Source organism: Bradyrhizobium sp. AZCC 2176 (genome assembly GCF_036924645.1).
In the GTDB taxonomy this organism is placed as follows: domain Bacteria; phylum Pseudomonadota; class Alphaproteobacteria; order Rhizobiales; family Xanthobacteraceae; genus Bradyrhizobium.
In genome coordinates this window covers 2,063,541-2,080,851 of sequence record NZ_JAZHRX010000001.1, presented here as the reverse complement: position 1 = coordinate 2,080,851, position 17,311 = coordinate 2,063,541, and the positions used below count along the sequence as shown (strand labels likewise).

Annotated in this window: 13 protein-coding genes and 1 pseudogene; 7 read left to right on the top strand and 7 right to left on the bottom strand. The window is 62.7% G+C overall.

All coding sequences use genetic code 11. The features are described 5' to 3' along the window. Window positions 1-251: 251 nt before the first annotated feature. From V1288_RS09540 to fahA, 5 genes are all read left to right on the top strand, one after another. The gene (locus V1288_RS09540) at window positions 252-1,865 is read left to right on the top strand and encodes an FAD-dependent oxidoreductase (RefSeq protein WP_334356793.1); all 1,614 of its coding nucleotides are present in this window, start codon (window positions 252-254) and stop codon (window positions 1,863-1,865) included. Between the two features lie 21 nt (window positions 1,866-1,886). Next, entirely contained in the window at window positions 1,887-2,114 is a 228-nt protein-coding gene (locus V1288_RS09535; protein WP_334356792.1) for a DUF2783 domain-containing protein, read from the top strand. Window positions 2,115-2,147: 33 nt separating this feature from the next. After that, window positions 2,148-3,104, top strand: coding sequence for an MBL fold metallo-hydrolase (locus V1288_RS09530; protein ID WP_334356791.1), 957 nt, complete (start codon window positions 2,148-2,150; stop codon window positions 3,102-3,104). 2 nt (window positions 3,105-3,106) lie between these two features. Next, window positions 3,107-4,453 carry a homogentisate 1,2-dioxygenase gene (hmgA, locus tag V1288_RS09525; RefSeq protein ID WP_334356790.1) on the top strand — a complete coding sequence of 449 codons (1,347 nt, stop codon included), beginning with the start codon at window positions 3,107-3,109 and terminating at the stop codon, window positions 4,451-4,453. Window positions 4,454-4,606: 153 nt separating this feature from the next. Continuing rightward, complete coding sequence (fahA, locus tag V1288_RS09520) at window positions 4,607-5,878, top strand: fumarylacetoacetase (RefSeq protein WP_334356789.1); 1,272 nt, start codon at window positions 4,607-4,609, stop codon at window positions 5,876-5,878. Window positions 5,879-6,010: 132 nt separating this feature from the next. Here the strand turns inward: fahA and V1288_RS09515 are convergent, their stop codons facing one another. Then, complete coding sequence (locus V1288_RS09515) at window positions 6,011-6,322, bottom strand: DUF1272 domain-containing protein (protein ID WP_334356788.1); 312 nt, start codon at window positions 6,320-6,322, stop codon at window positions 6,011-6,013. 85 nt (window positions 6,323-6,407) lie between these two features. Beyond that, entirely contained in the window at window positions 6,408-6,875 is a 468-nt protein-coding gene (locus V1288_RS09510; protein WP_334356787.1) for an Lrp/AsnC family transcriptional regulator, read from the bottom strand. 122 nt (window positions 6,876-6,997) lie between these two features. On the opposite strand from V1288_RS09510, the gene hppD reads away from it, so the two are divergent. Continuing rightward, window positions 6,998-8,116 carry a 4-hydroxyphenylpyruvate dioxygenase gene (gene hppD / locus V1288_RS09505; RefSeq protein ID WP_334356786.1) on the top strand — a complete coding sequence of 373 codons (1,119 nt, stop codon included), beginning with the start codon at window positions 6,998-7,000 and terminating at the stop codon, window positions 8,114-8,116. A gap of 129 nt (window positions 8,117-8,245) precedes the next feature. On the opposite strand, the gene V1288_RS09500 is transcribed toward hppD, so the two are convergent. The 5 genes from V1288_RS09500 to V1288_RS09480 form a co-directional block, all read right to left on the bottom strand. Next, window positions 8,246-9,535 carry an IS4 family transposase gene (locus V1288_RS09500; protein WP_334356785.1) on the bottom strand — a complete coding sequence of 430 codons (1,290 nt, stop codon included), beginning with the start codon at window positions 9,533-9,535 and terminating at the stop codon, window positions 8,246-8,248. 223 nt (window positions 9,536-9,758) lie between these two features. Continuing rightward, complete coding sequence (locus tag V1288_RS09495; protein ID WP_334356784.1) at window positions 9,759-10,871, bottom strand: CaiB/BaiF CoA transferase family protein; 1,113 nt, start codon at window positions 10,869-10,871, stop codon at window positions 9,759-9,761. Between the two features lie 160 nt (window positions 10,872-11,031). Then, window positions 11,032-11,832 (bottom strand): FAD binding domain-containing protein, encoded by an 801-nt coding sequence (locus V1288_RS09490; RefSeq protein ID WP_334356783.1) that lies wholly within the window; start codon window positions 11,830-11,832, stop codon window positions 11,032-11,034. Window positions 11,833-11,846: 14 nt separating this feature from the next. After that, complete coding sequence (locus V1288_RS09485) at window positions 11,847-14,186, bottom strand: xanthine dehydrogenase family protein molybdopterin-binding subunit (protein WP_334356782.1); 2,340 nt, start codon at window positions 14,184-14,186, stop codon at window positions 11,847-11,849. 84 nt (window positions 14,187-14,270) lie between these two features. After that, window positions 14,271-14,756: a (2Fe-2S)-binding protein gene (locus V1288_RS09480; RefSeq protein WP_334356781.1), complete on the bottom strand. Its 486-nt coding sequence runs from the start codon at window positions 14,754-14,756 to the stop codon at window positions 14,271-14,273. Window positions 14,757-15,293: 537 nt separating this feature from the next. On the opposite strand from V1288_RS09480, the pseudogene V1288_RS09475 reads away from it, so the two are divergent. After that, window positions 15,294-17,266, top strand: a pseudogene (locus V1288_RS09475) (methyl-accepting chemotaxis protein). Window positions 17,267-17,311: the final 45 nt, after the last annotated feature.

Genomic DNA, 17,311 nt, shown 5'->3' with positions numbered 1-17,311 from the left:
GGCCGGCGGCTACTTCGCCTGAAATCGCTTTTGGCAAGGATCGCCTCAATTTGAGTTGACGCCGGGGTCGGCTCGGGATTTAAGATAGTTGCAGGTGCGACTAATTTAGCAGGGTCGCACGCCACTAGCCAGCGTTTTCGAGCGAAGTGGATACCGGTTCGCGTCAAGAAAACGCGTCAAAACAGGAATCTAAGCTTATCGGTTCTGATTCAATCAGAACCGATAAGCTCTAGTCACGGGGTTGAGCCCGCATGGCGCTGACTAAGACCCAATTCGGCTATCGCCGCCATCCCGATCAGGATCGGGCCGGCACTGATATCGCCGAACACCCGATCGTCGTGGTCGGCGCAGGCCCGGTGGGGCTGTCGCTGGCAATTGATCTGGCGCAGCGCGGGCAATCCGTGGTGCTGCTCGACGACGCCGACCGGATCGGCGAGGGCTCGCGAGCGATCTGCTTCTCAAAACGCTCGCTCGAATTCTGGGACCGGCTCGGCATCGGCCAACGCATGGTCGACAAGGGCGTGGTGTGGAGCGTCGGCAAGATCTTTCACGGCGAGCAGCAGCTCTACCAGTTCAATCTGCTGCCGGAGGAGGGCCACAAGCGGCCAGCCTTCATCAACCTGCAGCAATTCTACGCCGAAGCCTATCTGGTCGATCGCGTTGGAGAACTGCCTGCTGTCGACCTGCGCTGGCGTAACAAGGTGACGGCGCTTGAGCCGCGCAACGACCACGTGGCTTTGACGGTCCAGACGCCGGATGGTGCCTACCGGCTGGCCGCGCAATACGTCATCGCCTGCGATGGTGCCCGGTCCTCGGTGCGGCAAATGGTGGGCGCGGAATTCGCAGGCCAGATGTTCGAGGACCAGTTCCTGATCGCCGACGTCAGGATGACGGCGGCGTTCCCGACTGAGCGCTGGTTCTGGTTCGATCCGCCGTTCCATGCCGGACGCTCCGCACTGCTGCACAAGCAGCCCGACGACATCTGGCGGATTGACCTGCAGCTCGATCGCTCTGCCGATCCGGCAGTCGAAAAGCAGCCGGAGAACGTGCGGCCGCGCATCGCCCGCATGCTCGGGCATGACAAGTTCGATTTCGAATGGATCTCGCTGTACAAATTCCAGTGCCGGCGGATGAACAAGTTCATCCATGGCCGGGTGATCTTTGCCGGCGATGCCGCGCATCAGGTCTCGCCATTCGGCGCCCGCGGCGCCAATTCCGGGCTCGAGGACGCCGAGAATCTGGCGTGGAAGCTCGATCGCGTGCTGCGGGGCACGTCGCCCGAGGCGCTGCTGGAGAGCTACCACACCGAGCGCAGCGCGGCGGCGGACGAGAACATCCGCGAATCGACCCGCTCGACCGACTTCATGGCGCCCAACTCGCACCAGGAAGCGCGGCTGCGCAAGGCGGTGCTGTCGCTCGCCAGGGAAACCGAGTTCGGCAAACGCATGGTGAACGGCGGGCGTCTCTCCACGCCGTCGGTCTATGCGACGCCGCTCTCGACCGCCGACGGCGATTCCTGGCGCGGCGGCCCGCGTCCCGGCGCCTCGATGCCGGACGCGCCGGTGGCAGCCCGGCGCGGCGAACCGATGTTCCTCACCGATGCCTTCATCGGCGCCGGAACGCGGTTCACGCTGCTGGAGTTTAATAATGGCGCCGCGCCGGAACTGCCCGAAGGACTGGGCGCGATCAGGATTGGCGGCACAGATGGCCTGACCGATTCTGCAGGCCTCGCCGCCACGCGCTACGACGCCGAACCCGGCACCGCCTATCTGTTGCGGCCCGACGGCTATGTCGCAGCGCGGTTCCGGCATCCAACCCGCGAGGGGCTCGACGCTGCGCTGGCGCGTGCTGCCGGCATCAACTGAGGTTTCGAACTGAGGTTTCTCATGGCGCTGTCGACCGCTTCGAATTTTGCCAAACCCGATGATGCGTTCCGCGCCATCGTCGAGGCGCACCGCGGGCTGAACGACGAGCAGAGCGCCGATCTCGACGCGGCGCTGGTGCTCGTGCTCGCCAATCACATCGGCGATCTCGATGTGCTGAACGAGGCCATCGCGCTCGCCAAGCGGCGGATGCTCGATGCGAGCCAGCAGCAGCAACAACAGCAGCAATAATTCAAGTCTCGAACGAAGTCAGGAATCGAATTGATGGCCAAAGGTTTCGCGTCCACCACGGATCTGGCGGAGAAGAAGATCACCTTCTCCGAAATCGGCACTGACCTCTACGCGTTCACCGCCGAGGGCGATCCGAACTCCGCGATCATCGTCGGCGACGACGGCTGCCTGGTGTTCGACGCGCAGTCGACGCCGGCGATGGCGAATAAAGTGATCGAGCGCGTTCGCACCGTTACCGACAAGCCTATCAAATATGTCGTGCTGTCGCATTATCACGCCGTGCGCGTGCTGGGCGCCTCTGCCTACAAGGCACAGGGCATCGTGGCCTCGGCCGAAACCCACCGGCTGATCGGGGAGCGCGGCCAGCAGGATTGGGATTCCGAGTATGGCCGCTTCCCGCGCCTGTTCCAGGATGCGCAGAGCATTCCCGGCCTGACCTGGCCGACGCTGACCTTTGAAGGCGAGATGTCGATCTATCTGGGAAAACGCGAGGTGCGGCTGATGCAGCTAGGCGCCGGGCACACGTCGGGCGATATCGTGGCCTGGGTGCCGGATGCCGAAGTGATGTTCTCCGGCGACCTCATTGAATATCACTCGGCCTGCTATTGCGGCGACGCGCATTTGCGCGAATGGCCGGCCACGCTGAATGAAATCCGCGCCTTCAATCCCAAAGCGATCGCGCCGGGCCGTGGCGATGCGCTGAAGGGACTTTCAACCGGGCGCGACGCGATCGCGATGACGCGCGATTTCGTCACCTCGCTTTACGGCGCGGCGGAGAGCTCGGTCGCCAAGGGCCGCACGCTGAAGGAGACCTTTGCCACGACGCGCGAGGTAATGGATCCGAAGTTTTCCAGCTTTGCCATTTACGAACACTGCCTGCCGTTCAACGTCTCGCGCGCGTTCGACGAGGCGTCCGGGATCGACGATCCCGTAATCTGGACCGACAAGCGCGACCAGGAAATGTGGGCCGCCCTGCAAGGAGGAGGATGACCATGAATATCAACACCTCGCCCAATCAGATCGTTCGAAGCTCGGCGCAACTGACGCCGGGCTACATGTCCGGCTTCGGCAACAGCTTTGAGACCGAAGCGCTGCCCGGCGCGCTACCGATGGGGCGCAACTCGCCGCAGCGCTGCGCCTACGGGCTCTATGCCGAGCAGCTTTCAGGCTCGCCCTTCACCGCGCCACGCGGCAGCAACGAGCGCTCCTGGCTCTATCGCATCCGCCCGTCGGTGAAGCATTCTGGCCGGTTTGCGAAAGCCGACGCCGGGCTGTGGCGCACCGCGCCGTGCCACGAATATGATCTGCCGATCGCGCAACTGCGTTGGGATCCGGCGCCGATTCCGAAGGAAGACGTGACCTTCCTGCAGGGCGTGCAGACCATGACCACCGCAGGTGACGCCAACACCCAGGCGGGCATGGCGGCGCATGTTTATCTCATCACCAAGTCGATGGTCGATCAGCACTTCTACAATGCCGACGGCGAGATGATGTTCGTGGCTCAGCAGGGCAATCTGTGCCTCGTCACCGAGTTCGGTCGTATCGATATCGAGCCGGGCGAGATCGCCGTGATCCCGCGCGGCGTGAAATTCCGCGTCGAGATTCCGTCAGGGCCCGCGCGCGGCTATCTCTGCGAAAACTACGGCGGCGCCTTCACGCTGCCGGAGCGCGGGCCGATCGGCGCCAACTGCCTAGCCAATTCGCGCGACTTTCTTACCCCCGTAGCGGCGTACGAGGACAAGGATGCGCCGACCGAACTCTACGTGAAGTGGGGCGGTTCGCTGTTCAAGGCCATCTTGCCGCATTCGCCGATCGACGTGGTGGCGTGGCACGGCAACTACGCGCCCTACAAATACGATCTGCGCACCTTCTCGCCGGTCGGCGCCATCGGCTTCGACCATCCCGATCCCTCGATCTTCACGGTGCTGACCTCGCCATCGGAAACCGCGGGCACCGCGAATATCGATTTTGTCATCTTCCCGGAACGCTGGGCGGTGGCGGAAAACACGTTCCGTCCGCCCTGGTATCACATGAATATCATGTCGGAGTTCATGGGGCTGATCTACGGCGTCTACGACGCCAAGCCGGAAGGTTTTGTCCCCGGCGGCATTTCGTTGCACAACATGATGCTGCCACATGGTCCGGATCGCCAGGCCTTCGATCACGCCAGCAACGGCGAATTGAAGCCGGTGAAATTGACCGGCACTATGGCGTTCATGTTCGAAACGCGTTTCCCGCAGCGCGTTACTCAGCATGCGGCGACGTCGGCGACGTTGCAGGATGACTATGCCGATTGCTGGAAGGGCCTGGAGAAGCGGTTCGATCCGAACAAGCCGTGAGGTAACACTCGTTGTCATTCCGGGGCGCGCGAAGCGCGAGCCCGGAATCCATTTCTCCGGCGGCTTCCGCGGCCCAATGGATTCCGGGCCTGCGCCTTCGGCGCATCCCGGAATGGCGGCGGATAGAGCGTGTCAGAAACTCGGCAGGAAACCATGCCCCATCCCAACGACCCCAAACTCCGCTCCTTCATCGAAGTCGCGCCCGATTCCCATTTTCCGATCCAGAATCTCCCTTACGGCGTGTTCTCCGCGAAGGACGGCCTTGCTCCACGCATAGGCGTCGCGATCGGCGATTACGTGCTCGATCTCTGGCAGCTCGCGCAGGATTGCCGGTTCGACGTCGTCGAACCCGCGGTGTTCGCCGCGCAGCAGCTCAACCCGTTCATGGCGCTGGGGCCCAGGGCGTGGTCGAGCACGCGTGCGCGGATCAGCGAGCTTCTGCGGGATGATCATCCCGAACTCCGTGACAATGAGAAGCTGCGCAAGCGGGCGATGGTACCGATGGCCGACGTCAAGCTGCATCTGCCATTCGCGGTCTCCGGCTACACCGACTTCTATTCGTCAAAGGAGCATGCCACCAACGTCGGTGTGATGTTCCGCGGCAAGGACAATGCGCTGCAGCCGAACTGGCTGCATATGCCGATCGGCTACAACGGCCGGGCCTCGACCGTCGTCGTCAGCGGCACGCCGGTGCGCCGTCCGCGTGGGCAATTGAAGCCGCCGACCGCTGATCTGCCCAGTTTTGGGCCTTGCAAGCGGCTCGATTTCGAGCTGGAAATGGGCGCGGTGGTCGGCCAGCCGTCGGTGATGGGCGAAATGCTCACCGAAAAGCAGGCCGAGGAAATGATCTTCGGCTTCGTGATCCTGAACGACTGGAGCGCGCGCGACATCCAGCAGTGGGAGTATGTACCGCTCGGGCCGTTCCAGGCAAAAGTATTCGCGACCTCGATCAGCCCGTGGGTGGTGACGCGCGAGGCGCTGGAGCCGTTTCGCCTGTACGGCCCTGCGCAGGACCCGAAGCCGCTGGCCTATCTGCAGCAGGCGCAGCCCAACAATTACGATATGGCGCTAGAGGTGGACTTGCGCGCGGCGCCGATGAATGCGCCGAAAAATATCAGCCGCACCAATTTCAAATACATGTACTGGTCGTCGGTGCAGCAGCTCGTGCACCATGCTGCGTGCGGCTGCGCCATGAACGTCGGAGATCTCTTGGGGTCCGGCACCATCTCCGGTCCGGAGAAGGACCAGCGCGGCAGTCTGTTGGAGATAAGCTGGAACGGCACCGAGCCGGTCGAACTGACCGAGGGCGTGAAGCGCTCGTTCCTGGAGGATGGCGACTCGCTCGTGCTGCGCGGCTGGTGCCAGGGCAACGGCTACCGCGTCGGATTTGGCGAGGTCGAAGGGACGATTTTGGCGGCGGAGTGACACTCTCTCCGTCATTGCGAAGAGTCGTAGGGTGGGCAAAGCGAAGCGTGCCCACCATTTCAAGCAATGTATCGAGATGGGAGTGGTGGGCACGGCGCAAAGGGCGCCTTTGCCCACCCTACGCGACCGCGTTCACCGCTCCTGCGGCGGTATATCCCGCAGCTTCGCCGAATGCGCGGCGATGTCCTCTACGCTGTATTTCAAATGCACGCGCTTGTCCGAGGGCAACTGCTTGGTGACGCACACGCCGGGCCGCCGCTCGGTGGCGGGCCGGATTGGCCGCGGCACAAAACCGCCGCCGCAGTTCGGGCAGACATTGTGCAGCTTGTTCTCCACGCAATCCGCGCAGAACGTGCACTCGTAGGAGCATATCCGCGCGTCCATCGCATTTGGCGGCAGGTCCTTGTCGCAATATTCGCAGTTCGGCCGGAGTTGCAGCGCCATGGAGGTCTCGTGATGTGAATCGCAGGGGATCATCGCAAATCGGAGGGAAAACGCGAATGACAAATTTCCCTCGAATCGCGCCACGTTAGGACTTCAACGGCAGCCTCGCGCTCTCCTTCAGCCGGTCTAACACGATCGATGAGCGCACATGCGCGACGCTCTGGTGCGGCATCAGCACGTCATTGACGAGGCCGGAGAGGTCCTTGAGGTCGCGCAGCACGACCTTGAGCACGTAGTCGGCGTCGCCGGTCAGCGAGTAGGCCTCCTGGATGTCGTCGACGCGGCCCACCAGCGCGCGGAATTTCTTGGAGTTGTCGGGCGAATGCGTCGCCAGCGTGACGTGGATGAAGGCGATCAGGTTGAAGCCGAGGGCTTCGCCGGCGAGGTCGGCGTGGTAGCCCACGATCACCTTCTCTTCCTCCAGCCGCATCCGCCGCCGCGAGCATTGCGAGGCCGACAGGCCGACGAGGTCGGCGAGCTGCTGGTTGGTCAGCCGGCCATCGTCCTGCAGCGCGGCCAGCATTCTGAGGTCGAAGGCGTCTACAGGTGTCATGCGTAAATTACCTGTTTTGTGCACGAAATGTGCGCCATCCTAGCCTAGCGCGAGCCCGTTTGCATGCACTTTGCGTCGGTTTCGATCGATATTGATCCAGATCAATTTTCGGGAGATTCGCCATGGGTCCGTTTCCGCACGATGCACCGGCCGCCACCATCAGCGCCGACAACCCGATGGGCACCGACGGCTTTGAGTTCGTCGAGTATGCCCACCCGAAGCCTGAAGAGCTGCACGCGCTGTTCGAGCTGATGGGCTATGTGCCGGTTGCCCGCCACAAGACCAAGAAGATCACGGTCTATCGCCAGGGCGACATCAACTATCTGGTCAACGAGGAGCCGGGCACCCATGGCCATGGCTTCGTCGCCGCGCATGGTCCTTGCGCGCCGTCGATGGCGTTTCGCGTGGTCGATGCGAGAAAGGCCTATGAGCGGGCGCTCGCGCTCGGTGCGGAGGCGGCTGATGTCTCTTCCGCGCAGAAGACGCTCGATGTTCCCGCCATCAAGGGCATCGGCGGCAGCGTGCTTTATTTCGTCGACCGCTACGGCGCCAAGGGCTCGGCCTATGACATCGAGTTCGAATGGCTCGGCGCGAGGGATCCGCGTCCCACGGGCGCGGGGCTCTATTACATCGATCACCTCACCCACAACGTCCATCGCGGCCGCATGGATGTCTGGACTGGATTCTATGAAAAACTGTTCAACTTCCGCCAGATTCGCTTCTTCGACATCGAGGGCCGCGCCTCCGGCCTGTTCTCCCGCGCGCTGACCAGCCCGGACGGCAAGATCCGGATTCCGATCAACGAGGACGCCGGCGATTCCGGACAGATCGAGGAGTACCTCAACATCTATTGCGGCGAGGGCATCCAGCACATCGCCTGCGGCGCGCGGGACATCTACGCTACCGTCGAGTCGCTCCGCGAAGCAGGATTGCCGTTCATGCCGTCGCCGCCCGATACCTATTTCGAGAGGATCGACGCGCGGCTGCCGCAGCATGGCGAGGACGTCGCGCGGCTTCAGCGCGACGGCATTCTCATCGACGGCGAGGGCGTCGTCGACGGCGACCACACAAAAGTCCTGCTGCAGATTTTCTCGGCGAATGCGATCGGGCTGATCTTCTTCGAATTCATCCAGCGCAAGGGCGATGATGGATTTGGCGAGGGCAATTTCAAGGCGCTGTTCGAATCGATCGAAGAGGATCAGATTCGAAGAGGCGTGTTGAAGGTAGGGAATGCGGCGTAGGCCGTTGTCGTCCCGGCCAGGCGAAGCGCGAGCCGGTGCTCATACGCCGTGTTGCTTGTATTGAGAGCGGTCGCTCGACGGCTTTCGTCCAACAACCAAATCCGGTGGTTATGGGTCCCCGCGTGTGCGCTAGTTGATTCGCACATCTTTGAGGGTCTCCCACGCCGCCGCCACGCCCAAGAAGTATTGGAGGCCGTGCCGCATGGTGATGGGTCCCGGTTTGGTGCGTGGGTAACCGTCCCATCCGCCGAGGCGAGCGATGATCCATGAGGCCCAAGCCAGGCTTTGCGGGGGATGTGGATTGCTTTGGAGTGCGGTCCTGCCCTCGTATTTGGTGGCAAGCGCGGCGAGGAGTTTGATCTGCTCTTCATTGAACACGTTGCTGGCTGGCTCGGTGCTGCGTCCGTCGCGCGCTTGAACGAGCTGCAGGATCATGACGGCAGCTTTGGCGGCAATCGCGGTGAGCTTGAGCAGCCGATCGGCCGTTTCGATCCGGCTGTCCTCGAGCTGGAGACCCTGAGTTTTGATCAGGCGAAACAGCTGTTCGATAATCCAGCGCCTTTTGTACCAATTGACGATCTGCCAGGCGGACGCGACATCGCTCACGTCATGGGTCGTCAGCAGGTACCAATGCAGCGGCTCGACGCCTGCTGGCGGATCGACTTCAGCGACCTCGACCAGAGTAAGCTCGACTGTCTTGGGTAAATCGAACGATGCGTTCTGCGGCCTTTTGAGGGTGACCCGACCGAAACGCAGCACGAGTTTGGCTTGCCGGGCGGGTCGATCGGCACGCGCCACAACATCAATGGTCGCGGTGTCGATGATGGGCCAGCTGGCGGTGGTGGCATACATGCTCGCCCGGTCCGCCAGCAGGCGATCATGCATGCTCCGCGTCAGCAGATGGAAGTTTGAGGCCGATACGCTCGCCCATTTGGCATAGATATCGCCCTCGCGATCGTCGATCACCGTGACCCTCGCGGCCGCAGACAATACCTGCTTGGCCCGATTGGCCGTGCTGATCCAACGCTCCGATTCCTTCTGCTCCAGCGGCCGCTTGTCATGCGGCACCGTTACCCGGCCCTGGCGCGTCCAGATCTTGCCGGCAACCAGACCCAGACATGCGTCGCTGTCGGCATCCACCGCGGCCATTGCATGCAACAGCAAACCGTGGCCGGTCCCTTTGCCGATCTCACCCAGCCCGCGCCGGCGCTCGGGCTTGGTTCTAAAGTTGATCTCGCTTGTATCCTGGATCGCCAGCACGTGCCGGCCAGCCACTGCAACGGCCGTTTGTTCCCCCCAGCCTGCGAGCAGCGCTTCCAGGGTCACGTTCTCATTGGCGAGAAATCGGCCGAATTGGACGATCTTGGCCCGATCACCCTCCGCCACTCGCCGCAAGCACGAACTGGCGCGCGTGACCATTCCTTCGAGCAGGGCCGCCCCCCTTTATCGAGACGACCGTCCCCGAACCGACCAAGCCTGAATTGTTCGTTCAACATCTTGGCACCTCAACAGAATCGAAGTGCCAGACATAGAATCACACTAACTTCTCCCTACGGAAGGCCAAATCAAAAGGCCGAGTCATTCAGTCGCAGCCACGATGTGTGCATCAACTAGCGCGTGTGCGGGGACGACGACGGAGAATTTATCTCCCCGCCTTCCACGCGTTTGTCAGTTCGCCGATATCGGCCTTCTCCGCATCCCTGATCGCCGATGGCGTGCGTGAAAACCGCGGCGCGGGCGCCGGCTGGGTCACGCCGTGACGCTCGACGAAGATATTGCGTGCGGCGTTGTGTGGGTGCTTCGGCGCCTCCGCCATGGTCAGGATCGGCGCGAAGCAGATGTCGGTGCCTTCCATGATCCTGCACCAGTCCTCGCGAGTCTTGCTCTTGAACACCTTGGTCAGCTTGTCCTTCAGCGCCGGCCAGGCCTCGCGGTCCATCTGGGCGTCGAAATCGGCGTCGCTGAGGCCGGCATGCTGGCGCAACAGCGCGTAGAACTGCGGTTCGATCGAGCCGATCGAAATGAAATTGCCGCAGGAGCATTCATAGATGCCGTAGAAGTGCGCGCCGCCGTCGAGGAAATTCTGCTCGCGCCCTTCGACCCAGCGGCCGATCGCGGTCATGTCGAAGAACATCGACATCAGCGACGCCGCGCCGTCGCACATCGCGGCGTCGACCACCTGGCCCTTGCCGGATTTCGAGGCCTCCAGCAGCGCGGCCAGCACGCCGACCACGAGATAAAGCGCGCCGCCGCCGAAATCGCCGACGAGGTTGAGCGGTGGCACCGGCTTTTCCTTCGTTCCGATCGCGGCAAGCGCGCCGGTCACCGAGATGTAGTTGATGTCATGGCCGGCCGCGTGCGCCAGCGGGCCTTCCTGGCCCCAGCCGGTCATGCGGCCGAACACCAGCCGCGGATTGCGCGCCATCACGACATCGGGTCCGAGGCCGAGCCGTTCCATCACGCCGGGGCGAAAACCTTCGATCAACGCATCGGCGCCAGCGAGAAGGTCGAGCACCTGCGCGATAGCGGCCTTATCCTTCAAATCCAGCTCGACCACCTTGCGGCCGCGCCCGGCGACCGACTTCAAATTCTTCTTCGCGCCGACGCGATCGAGCGTGACGACCTCCGCGCCCATGTCGGCCAGCATCATGCAGGCGAACGGACCCGGGCCGATGCCGGCGAATTCGACGATGCGGAAGCCGGCGAGCGGGCCGGACGTGCGGGTAGCGGATTGGGTGGCTGGTTTGTCGAGCACTTGTTTTCTCTCCCAAGGGGCCGTCTTAATTAGTTGATTAGCTAAATTGTCACGCCGAAGCGAGAGTGTGGCAAGTATCTTTTGCCGAGAATCGAACCAAATGAGAAAGCGGCGCGCATTGCTGCGCGCCGCTCGCCCAAAATGTTGTGTTGAGGTGCTGTCAGCCCGCAGCGGTCACCGCACGCTGCGCCATCACCTTGATCAGGTTGGCGCGATAGTCCGATGTTCCATGGATATCGCTCATCAAGCCGTCAGCGGAAATCTTGACGTTGTCAAGCGCGCCCGCCGACCAGTTCGACTTCAGCGCCGCCTCGATCGCCGGTACCCGCATCACCCCGCTTTGCGAGGCGCCGGTGGCTGCGACGCGGACGTCACCTGCCGGAGTCCTGGCCACGAACACGCCGGTCAGGGCGAAGCGCGACGCGGGATGGTTGAACTTTGCGTAGCCCGCTTTGGCCTGAACCGGGAACGACACGGCGGTGATGATTTCGCCATCCTCAAGCGCCGTGGAGAACAGGCCCTTGAAGAAATCATCCGCCGATATCGAACGCTTGTTGGTCTTCACGGTGGCACCGAGCGCCAGCACCGCCGCCGGATAGTCGGCCGCGGGATCGTTGTTGGCGAGCGAGCCGCCGATGGTGCCGCGATGCCGCACGGCCGGATCGCCGATCAGCGAGGCGAGGTAGGCCAGCGCGGGAATCGCCTTTTGCACGGTATCGCTCGTGGCCACGTCGGAATGGGTCGTCGCCGCCTTGATCATGATTCCGTCACCGGTCGGCTCGATGCCGACAAGCTCCGTGATCTTGCCGAGATCGATGACGTCTGATGGCGAGGCCAGCCGCTGCTTCATGACAGGGATCAGCGTGTGGCCGCCGGCCAGGTATTTCGCGTCCGCGCCCTTGGCGAACAGGCTTGCTGCTTCGTCGACCGAAGAGGGGCGGTGATAGGTTGTCTGATACATGATGCTTGCTCCTCTTAGCCGTGAATCGCATGCCAGACGCGATCGGGCGTCGCCGGCATTTCGAGCTTGTTGTTGCCGATTGCATCCGTGATCGCGTTGATGACGGCAGCCGAAGCGCCGATCGCGCCGGCTTCGCCGCAGCCCTTGACGCCGAGCGGATTGCCCGGACACAGCGTGGTCGTGTGCGACAGCTTGAAGGACGGCAGATCGTCAGCCCGCGGCATGGTGTAATCCATGAACGATGCGGTCACGAGCTGGCCGGAAGCGTCATACACCGCGCCCTCCAGCAGCGCCTGGCCGATGCCCTGGGCAAGGCCGCCATGGACCTGGCCTTCGACGATCATCGGGTTGATCAGCCGCCCGAAATCGTCCGCCGCCACGAAGTTGACGAAGGAAGTTTTGCCGGTGGCGGCATCGACTTCCAGTTCGCAGATATAGGCGCCGGCCGGGAAGGTGAAGTTGGTGGGGTCGTAGAACGCACCCTCCTTCAGGCCCGGCTCCATGCCGTCAGGCAGGTTATGCGCGGTGTAGGCGGCGAGCGCGACCATCGGCAGCGCAATCGACTTGTCGGTGCCGGTGACCTTGAACTCGCCGTTCTCGATGACGATGTCGTTTTCGGATGCCTCGAGTTGATGGGCTGCGATCTTCTTGGCCTTCGATTCGACTTTCTCCATCGCCTTCAGGATCGCGGTGAGGCCGACGGCCGCGGAGCGCGAGCCATAGGTGCCCATGCCGAACTGCACCTTATCGGTGTCGCCGTGCACGATCTGCACCTGGCTGATCGGAACACCGAGGCGTTCGGCAACGAGCTGGCAGAACGTCGTCTCGTGGCCCTGACCGTGGCTGTGCGAGCCCGTCAGGATCTCGATGGTGCCAACCGGATTGACGCGCACTTCCGCAGATTCCCACAGGCCGACGCCGGCCCCTAAGCTGCCGACCGCCTTTGACGGCGCGATGCCACAGGCCTCGATATAGCAGGAGATGCCGATGCCGCGCAGCTTGCCCTCGGATTTGGCCGTCGCCTTGCGGATCGGAAAGCCGGCGTAGTCGATCGCCTTCATCGCCGCATCGAGCGAAGCGCCGAAATCGCCGATGTCATAGGCCATGATCACCGGCGTCTGATGCGGGAACTGCGTGATGAAGTTCTTGCGGCGCAGTTCGGCCGGATCGACCTTCAACTGCCGCGCCGCGGTTTCCATCAGCCGTTCCACCACAAAACTTGCCTCGGGGCGGCCCGCACCGCGATAGGCATCGACCGGCACGGTGTTGGTGTAGACGCTGATCACTTCGGCGAAGATGTTCGGGATGTTGTACTGGCCTGACAGCAGCGTCGCATAGAGATAGGTCGGCACTGACGACGAGAACAGCGACATATAGGCGCCGAGGTTGGCGTAGGTCTTCACCCGCAGCCCGGTGACCTTGTTGTCCTTGTCGAACGCCATCTCCGCCTTGGTCAGGTGATCGCGCCCGTGGGCGTCGGTGAGGAAGGCTTCGCTGCGATCGCCTGTCCACTTCACCGGACGGCCGACCTTCTTGGAGGCCCATAGCGCTACCATCTCCTCAGGGTAGATGAAGATTTTTGAGCCGAAGCCGCCGCCGACGTCGGGGGCCACCACGCGAAGCTTGTGCTCCTGCGCGATGTTGTAGAATGCCGACAGCACCAGGCGGGCGACATGCGGATTCTGCGAGGTCGTGTAGAGCGTGAAATGCTCTTCCGGCTCGTTATATTCCGCGATCGCCGCACGCGGCTCCATCGCGTTCGGCACCAGCCGGTTGTTGGTGATGTCGAGCGACACGACATTGGCCGCTGACTTGAAGGCAGCGTCCGTTGCTCCTTCGTCGCCGATGGTCCAGTCGTAGATTACATTGCCCGGGGCTTCCGGGTGCAACTGCGGTGCGCCCGGCGCGATCGCGGCGCGAATGTCCGGAACGGCGGGCAACTCTTCGTAGTTGACGACCACGGCTTCGGCCGCATCCTTGGCCTGGTTCTTGGTCTCGGCGACCACGACCGCAACCGCCTGGCCGACGAAGCGCACGGTTTCCGGCGCCATCGCCGGCCATGCGCCCATCTTCATGCCGGTGCCGTCCTTGGAGGTAATGGCCCAGCCGCAGATCAGATTGCCGATCTTGTCGTCCACGAGTTGCTGGCCGGTCAGCACCCCGACCACGCCCGGCATATTCATTGCCGCCGAGGTGTCGATGCTCTTTATTTTGGCATGCGCATGCGGGCTGCGGATGAAGTGTGCGTGGGTCATCCCCACCAGCTTGATATCGTCGACGTAGCGGCCCTTGCCGGTAATGAAACGGCGATCTTCCTTGCGCACGACGCTTGCGCCAATGCCTTCAACGCCCATGTCCTGTCCTCCCAACCGGAGTTATTGTTCCCGCGATTCCATCGAAACGCGGTGTTGAATTCGAAAAATTGCTGGCCGGCGGCTTTATTCCGCCGCCTGCGCGACCTTCATGCGCCCGGCCGCATCGAGCACCGCCTTGACGATGTTGTGGTAGCCGGTGCAGCGGCAGATATTGCCTTCCAATTCGTGCCGGACGGTCGCCTCGTCGAGCTTGCCGCTATGGCGGTGCACAATATCGATCGCCGACATGATCATGCCCGGGGTGCAGTAGCCGCACTGCAGGCCGTGATTGTCGCGGAACGCCGCCTGCATGGGGTGCAGTTCGTCGCCTTTTGCGATGCCTTCGATAGTGGTGACGTTCGAGCCGGCCGCCTGGCCGGCCAGCACGGTGCAGGACTTTACCGCCCGGCCATCGATATGGACGACGCAGGCGCCGCACTGGCTGGTATCGCAGCCGACATGGGTGCCGGTCAGGTTCAGATGGTCGCGCAGGAGATGGACAAGAAGGGTCCGGTCCTCGACCTCGGCCGAGACGGCCTTGCCGTTTACCGTCAGCTTGACTGTAGACACGCGTGGTACCTCCCCAATGTTTTATAATTATTCCAATTAGAAACAGCGGAGCCGGAACTTGCAACCAAGATTTTGATGGGGCCCGTCATTGTGATGACATTCGCCGCGCGCGGGCGTGAGGAAAACTCTCGACGAATTTCCTGCCCTCCCCTGAAGGGGGAGGGTCGGCACGCATCGCCAGATGCGCGCCAGGGTGGGGTGACGGTCTCTCCACATCCAACAGTGTCCGAGTGGAGAGATCACCCCACCCCGTCTCACATTTCGCTTTGCTCAATGTGAGCCTACCCTCGAGCGAGCTTCGCTCGTCTCGGACCCCTCCAGGCGAGGGTGAGCCTGGGACGATCGTCCGAGGCCCCCTGCAACTTTTGCCCAGATTTACGCACCCTTATCCATTCTGCCTTAAGTTTGCGCACCGGATTGGGGGGTGGGCCTCCCGATGCCTGTTTTTCAGAACGAAAACGGGGGGATGACGTGCGATTTCTGAAACGTGGCGGTTCGTCTTTCAGGCTCCCAACCCTGCGGTTCCGCGCCAAGATCATGCTCGGCTTTGCCGTCGTGCTGGCGATTTCGGCCGCCAGCATGGGTTTTGCCTATCTTGGATTCGAGCGTGTTTCGGCCGGGGTGGATTCCTACCGGCGCAGCGTGCAGGAAGCCGATCTGGCGCGCGACATCGATCGCGAGCTGATCTCCTACCGGTCGCTTGCTCGCTATTTCGTGGCGACGGGGAAGGACGAGGACGGCAAGGCCGCGCTGGCGGCCGAAGCCAATCTGAAGGAAGCGATCATCGCCTCGATGAAGAGCACCACCAATCCGACGCGGCTCGAGCAGGTCGCGAAACTGGAGCGGGAGTTCCGCGCCTTCACCAAGATTTTCGCCGACATCCTCAAGGTCAAGGACGAGAGCGCGCGGATCGCGCAGAACCAACTCATGCGCAGCGGCCAGTCGCTCTACTACAAGCTCGACGATCTGCCCAGTGACGCCGATGAATCCGAGCTTCAGGCGGTCACCTTCAGCGCTAAAAAAGTGGCTGATGAGTTTCAGGCCGTGGTCGGGCTGGCCAATACGTTCGTCATCAATTCGGACAAGACAGTCGCATCCAGCGCACTCGCGCGGTTGAAATTTCTCGGCAACTCGTTGAAGGCGATCCCGGCGAACAATGACAAGATTCGCCAAGGAGTTCAGGACATCTCGAGTCTGCTCGAAGAATATCAGAAAGCGCTGACGAAGCTGGTCGATAATGCCAAGGAGATCGATGAGCTGACGCTGGAGATGACGGAGTCGGCCGCGGCCATCAACAAGGGCTCGGGCGCGATGAAGTCGGACCTCTTGGCCGATCAGAAACGGCTCGAAGCCGAATCGGATACGGCCATCGGCGAGACCGAACGGCTGATCGCAATCCTCGCCGCCGGCGGCTTCCTGCTCGGCTGTGTCTGGGCTTTCTTGCTCGGCAAGGGCATTTCCCGTCCGATGACGGCGATGTGCAACGCGATGCGCAAACTCGCGGCCGGCAATTTCGAAGTCGTGCTGCCCGGCCTCGGCCGCAAGGACGAGCTCGGCGAGATGGCGAGCGCGGTCGAGGAGTTCAAGGTGCAGGCCATCGCCCGCGCCGAGCGCGACGCCGCCACCCAGGAAACGCAGAACAAGGCCGCGAGCGCCGCGCGCCGCGCCGAACTCATTCGTTTCGCCGACGAGTTCGAAGAAGCGGTCGGCGCCATCGTCGCCAACGTTTCTTCGTCAGCCGTGCAGCTCGAAGCCGCGGCAGGCACACTGACGCGCACCGCTGAAACCACCCAAAGCCTGTCGAGCCAGGTCGCCGGCGCCTCGGAGGAAGCCTCCACCAACATGCAGTCGGTAGCGTCAGCGACCGAGGAATTGTCGGCGTCCGTCGACGAGATCGGGCGGCGCGTCAAGGAAAGCAGCCAGATTGCGGAATCCGCCGTCCGTCAGGCCGAACAGACCGACGGGCGGATCGGCAAACTTTCGCGCGCTGCGCAGGAGATCGGCGACGTCGTCAAGCTGATCACGGCGATCGCCGAGCAGACCAACCTGTTGGCGCTGAATGCTACCATCGAGGCGGCGCGCGTGCGGGCGATGCCGGCCGCGGCTTTGCCGTGGTGGCATCGGAAGTCAAATCGCTTGCCAGCCAGACGGCGAAAGCAACTGACGAAATTTCCAATCACATCTCGGGCATGCAGGGCGCGACGCAGGAATCGGTCGCCGCGATCAAGGAGATCGGCGGCACCATCGGAAAAATTTCCGACATCGCCTCGACGATCGCCAGCGCCGTCGAGCAGCAGAGCTCGGCGACGCAGGAAATTGCGCGCAACGTTCAGAATGTCGCGCAAGGCACGCAGGAGGCCGCCGCCAACGTCATGCACGTCAATCGCGGCGCGACCGAAACCGGCTCGGCGTCTGAGGAAGTGCTGAATTCGGCGCGCACGCTGTCGAGCGAAAGCACCCGCCTGCGCGAAGAGCTCGACCGCTTCATGGCAAATATCAGGGCGGCGTGAGGACGTTTGCACTCTGTCGTCGCCCCTGCGCCCGTGCGCAATTGC

Bases quoted from the DNA above. Each gene is read 5' to 3' on its own strand.
- V1288_RS09540 (WP_334356793.1), top strand. From the start codon at position 252: ATGGCGCTGACTAAGACCCAATTCGGCTATCGCCGCCATCCCGATCAG.
- V1288_RS09535 (WP_334356792.1), top strand. From the start codon at position 1,887: ATGGCGCTGTCGACCGCTTCGAATTTTGCCAAACCCGATGATGCGTTC.
- V1288_RS09530 (WP_334356791.1), top strand. From the start codon at position 2,148: ATGGCCAAAGGTTTCGCGTCCACCACGGATCTGGCGGAGAAGAAGATC.
- hmgA (WP_334356790.1), top strand. From the start codon at position 3,107: ATGAATATCAACACCTCGCCCAATCAGATCGTTCGAAGCTCGGCGCAA.
- fahA (WP_334356789.1), top strand. From the start codon at position 4,607: ATGCCCCATCCCAACGACCCCAAACTCCGCTCCTTCATCGAAGTCGCG.
- V1288_RS09515 (WP_334356788.1), bottom strand. From the start codon at position 6,322: ATGGCGCTGCAACTCCGGCCGAACTGCGAATATTGCGACAAGGACCTG.
- V1288_RS09510 (WP_334356787.1), bottom strand. From the start codon at position 6,875: ATGACACCTGTAGACGCCTTCGACCTCAGAATGCTGGCCGCGCTGCAG.
- hppD (WP_334356786.1), top strand. From the start codon at position 6,998: ATGGGTCCGTTTCCGCACGATGCACCGGCCGCCACCATCAGCGCCGAC.
- V1288_RS09500 (WP_334356785.1), bottom strand. From the start codon at position 9,535: ATGGTCACGCGCGCCAGTTCGTGCTTGCGGCGAGTGGCGGAGGGTGAT.
- V1288_RS09490 (WP_334356783.1), bottom strand. From the start codon at position 11,832: ATGTATCAGACAACCTATCACCGCCCCTCTTCGGTCGACGAAGCAGCA.
- V1288_RS09485 (WP_334356782.1), bottom strand. From the start codon at position 14,186: ATGGGCGTTGAAGGCATTGGCGCAAGCGTCGTGCGCAAGGAAGATCGC.